The organism is Kitasatospora sp. NPDC004799 (assembly GCF_040609095.1).
Lineage (GTDB): Bacteria > Actinomycetota > Actinomycetes > Streptomycetales > Streptomycetaceae > Kitasatospora.
The window spans coordinates 1-4,148 of the sequence record NZ_JBEXJK010000568.1 but is presented as its reverse complement, the minus strand read 5'-3'; the positions used below and the strand labels follow the sequence as shown (position 1 = coordinate 4,148).

4 protein-coding genes are annotated in these 4,148 nt (G+C 76.9%); all 4 read left to right on the top strand.

From position 1 onward, the window contains the following. Window positions 1-101 precede the first annotated feature (101 nt). Window positions 102-1,013 (top strand): squalene/phytoene synthase family protein, encoded by a 912-nt coding sequence (locus ABZW03_RS38145; RefSeq protein ID WP_355269069.1) that lies wholly within the window; start codon window positions 102-104, stop codon window positions 1,011-1,013. A gap of 288 nt (window positions 1,014-1,301) precedes the next feature. Further along, on the top strand, window positions 1,302-1,469 hold the full coding sequence (locus tag ABZW03_RS38140) for an SflA family class IV lanthipeptide (protein ID WP_355269067.1): 168 nt from the start codon (window positions 1,302-1,304) through the stop codon (window positions 1,467-1,469). A 65-nt stretch (window positions 1,470-1,534) separates the two neighbouring features. Continuing rightward, complete coding sequence (locus tag ABZW03_RS38135) at window positions 1,535-1,702, top strand: SflA family class IV lanthipeptide (RefSeq protein WP_355269065.1); 168 nt, start codon at window positions 1,535-1,537, stop codon at window positions 1,700-1,702. A gap of 54 nt (window positions 1,703-1,756) precedes the next feature. Then, on the top strand, window positions 1,757-4,148 hold a 2,392-nt coding region (lanL, locus tag ABZW03_RS38130; protein ID WP_355269063.1), incomplete at its 3' end, for a class IV lanthionine synthetase LanL.

The following is a 4,148-nucleotide window of genomic DNA, read 5'->3' as shown; positions in this document are numbered from 1 at the left end:
GCCCCGGGCCCGTGCGTCGTCAGGGCCCCGGGGCCCGAATAGGTCCGCCCGCTCCCACCGGCTACGCTCGGCCCCGTCGAACGAACGATGGGGTGGACCGAGTGGGCAGGTGGGAGCGGGCGCTGGACGCGGCCGGAGTGCGGGAGGCCGGGCTGCGGGCCGACTACGGCCGGCAGCGGCAGCAGGTCGCCCGGTACCGGCGGGAGGTCGCGCTCGCGGCCGAGCTGCTGCTGCCCGCCCGGACGGTCCCGCACGTGATCGCCGCCGCCGCCTTCATGCACCGCACCGACACCCTGCTGGACAGCGGCCCGCCGGCCGAACGCCGGGCGGCGTCCGAGCGCTGGCAGCGGGAGGTCACCGACGGCCTCGCCGCCGGCCGTACCGACGACCCCGAGCTGCGGCCCCTGCTGCACAGCGTCGAGGCCCACCCCGTCCTGCGCGACCGGGTGCTGGACTTCCTGGCCGCCACCGGGGCCGACCTGGACTTCACCGGGTTCGCCACCGAGGAGGACTACCAGGCCTACGTCGACGGGTACTCGCTGCCCGGCTTCATGGTGGTCGCCGCGCTGCTCGGCCCGGACGGCGACCAGCGCGACTACCGCGCCGCCTGCCGCACCTTCATCGACGGCAGCCAGCGGCTGGACTTCGTCAACGACCTCGCCGAGGACCTCGCCGAGGGGCGGCTGACCATCCCCGCGCGGACCCTGGAGGAGTACGGCGTCACCCGCGCCGACCTGGAGCAGGCCCGCGACCTGCCCGCCGTCCGGGCCCTGCTCGCCGCCCTGCTCGACCGGGCCGGACGCACCCTCGCCGAGGGCCGGGCCGTCATCGACCGGGTGCCGCCCGCCCACCGGCCGATGGTCCGCTGCATCGTCGGCGTGGAGGAGCTCACCGGCGCCGCCGCCCGCGCCGACCTCGGCGCCCTGCTGCGCCGCTCGGCGAGCCCGGCCAAGCCCGCGGCGCTGCGGCTGCTGGCCCGGGAGTTCCTCCGGGCCCGCCGGCTGCGCGGCTGACCGGGTTCACTACCTCTGCGGCTGGCCGGCTCCTGACCGGTGCGGCTGACCGGCCGTGGGTCCGCGAACGTCTCGCCGGCCCGCGAACGCCGTCGGTTCCGGATGTGCCGGTCCGGTGTGTGCGGCCCCGGTGAGGATGATCGGAGTCGGCGTCCACAAGCGGAACCTCCCTTTGTCGTAGGCGATTCGGCGGGTCTGTCAGCGCTATGTCCCGGGCCGGACGGTCTGGCTAGCATGAGCGCGCTCAGCACACAGGACCCAAAGACCCCAATCATTGGGAGGACCCTCATGAGTGCCCTGATGGCCGACATCCGTGACGCCGGCGCGCTGGTGATCGACGAGGACACCCTCGTCTTCGAGGACGAGTTCGACGCCGACCTCACCCCCGTGGCCTGCATCGACGACGTGTACGTGACCTACGTCCCGACCAGCTTCCCCTGCGAGTTCAACTCCTGATCCGTCCAGGCCCCGAAGCACGGCGCACGTAGAACCCGAAGACCTCAATCATTGGGAGGACCCCCATGAGTGCCCTGATGACCGACATCCGCGACGCCGGCCTGCTGGAGATCGACGAGGACGCGATCGTCTTCGAGGACGAGTTGGACGCCGACCTCACCCCCGTCGCCTGTCTCGCCGACCCGTGGGTGACGTACGTCCCGACCCGCTTCCCCTGTGAGTTCAACTCCTGATCCACCCGGCTCCGAAGCACGACGGACCGCGGCGGACCGGGAAAGGACGGAACGATGAGCACACCGCCCGACCCCGGCTCCGCCGCGGTCCTGGGACAGGAGGCGCTGCGGCGCCGGGCCGAGGCCTTGGCCGCCCGGGCACCCGGGCCGCACCGCCCGCTGCGCACCGACGGCCGGTGGTGGTACCTCCGGGACCCCCGGATGCCGGAGTTCGCCCACGGCTGGAAGCTGCACCTGTCCGCCCGCCCGGAGGGGTTCGCGGCCCTGCTGGACACCGTGCTGCCGATCCTGCTCGGCCGGGTCTGCGACCTGAAGTTCGCGGTGAGCACGGCGGCGCTGGCGGAGCTCAACAGCGGCCGGCACGGCGCCGCCGCCGTGGGCAAGGCCGTCACGGTCTACCCCCGGCCGGAGGAAGTCCGCGCCCTGGGGCTGGAGTTGGCCCGGGCGCTGGCCGGCCGGGAGGGCCCCGCCGTGGTGAGCGACCGCCCGGTGCGGCCGGACGCCCCGGTGCACTACCGCTACGGGCCGTTCCGGGTCACCGACGACGAGGCGCAGGCCGGGATGGCCGGGCCGGACGGCTCGCTGTTCCCCGGCCTGGCCGAGGCCCGCTACCGCCGGCCGCCGTGGGCGAGCGACCCGTTCGAGGCGCCCGGCGCCCCCGCCCGCCCGGCGACCACCCGGGTCGGCTCGGGGCGCTACCGGATCACCGCCGGCATCGCCCGCGCGGCGAGCGGCCACGTCTACCGCGCGGTCGAACTCGCCACCGGGCGCGAGGTGGTGGTCAAGCAGGCCCGGGCCTTCGTGGGCGAGGACGGCGCGGGGACGGACGCGCGCGGCCGGCTGCGGCACGAGCGGCGGGTGCTCGACGCGCTGGCCGGGGTGCCCGGCGTGCCCGCCCTGGTCGACTACTTCCGGCACGGCACCGACGAGTACCTGGTCGGTTCCGCCTGCGGGCCGATCGACCTGCGCCGCGAGGTGCTCACCGGCGGACCGTACGCCGCCGACGCGGAGGCCGCCGCCGCGGGCGGGCGGGACTGGTGGACGCTGGCCCGCCGGCTGCTGCGGGTGCTGGACGCGGTGCACGCGCGCGGCGTGGTGGTCTGCGACCTCAAGCCCGCGAACGTGGTGCTCGACCGGGACGGCCGGCCCGCGCTGGTCGACTTCGGCGTGAGCGCCCTGGCCGGCGAGCGCCCGCCGGGCGCCACCGCCGGGTACGGCCTGCCGGGCGCCACCGGGCAGGACCCCACCGAGGACCTCTACGCGCTGGGCGCCACCCTGCACCACGCCCTCACCGGCCTCGACCCGGTGGTGATCGACCCGGACCCGGCGACCAACCGCGACCGCACCCTGGCCTCCCTGCGCGCGGCCCTCCCGGAACCCGGGCACCCGGCGGCCGAACTCGTCGAGGGCCTGCTGGACTTCGACCCCGCGCGGCGCGCCGCCGCGGCCGCCCGGCTGCGCGAGGGCCGGGTGCCGGCCGCCCGTCGGGGTGCGCCGGTCGGGCGGGCCACGGGGTGGCCCACCGAGGCGCTCGACCACACCGTCACCAGCTGCGTCCGGATGGCCCGCGAGCTGGTCGCCGCCGACCCGGGCGCGGAGCGGCCCCGCACCCTGCTCTCGCTGTACGACGGCGCGGCGGGCCTCGGCCTCGAACTGCTCCAGCACCCGGACCGCCCGGACGCCCGGGCCGCCGCCGCCGAGCTGGCCCGCTGGACGGCCGCCCACCCGGCCCTCGGCCGGTTGGACGGCTCGCTGTACCAGGGCCGTACGGGCGTCGACCTGTTCCTCGCCGAGGCGGCCGCCGCGCTCGGCACCGCGCCCCCGGAGCACCGCCGGTACGAGGGGACGGGCGTCGACCAGATCTCCGGCACCGCCGGGATCGGCACCGGGCACCTGCTGCTCGCCGCCCTCGGCCCGTCGGCCGGGGCGCACCGCGCGGCGGCGGCCGACTGCGCCGCCCTGCTGGCCGGCCGGCCGCTGGACGACCTCGGGGAGGAGCCCAACCCGGGCACCGCGGCCCTCGCCGAGGGCTTCGCGCACGGCCGCGCGGGAGTGGCCCACTTCCTGCTCGCGATGTCCGACGAGGCGTCCCGGCAGGGCGCCCGGGAGATCGTGGACGGCCTCGCGGCCGACCTCCCGGGCATCATGGCCGCCGCCCGGGCGCCCGGGGCGACCCGCCGCTACCTCGCCTGGTGCCGGGGCCTGGCCGGGCTCGGCACCCTGCTGGTCCAGGCCGGCCTCCGGTACGGCGACGACGACCTGCTCGCCCTGGCCGGCGAGGCGGCCGACACCTGCCGGACGCTGGCGCCGAGGACCGCGCAGGTCTTCCGCTGCTGCGGGCTCGCGGGCGTCGGGGACCTCCTGGTCGACCTCGCGGTGGCCACCAGGCCGGCGACGAACGCTTCGAGCGCGACCCGGAGTTCGACCTCGCCTCCCACTGGGCCAC

Coding starts and splice junctions, on each gene's coding strand:
- ABZW03_RS38140 (WP_355269067.1), top strand. CDS start 1,302: ATGAGTGCCCTGATGGCCGACATCCGTGACGCCGGCGCGCTGGTGATC.
- ABZW03_RS38135 (WP_355269065.1), top strand. CDS start 1,535: ATGAGTGCCCTGATGACCGACATCCGCGACGCCGGCCTGCTGGAGATC.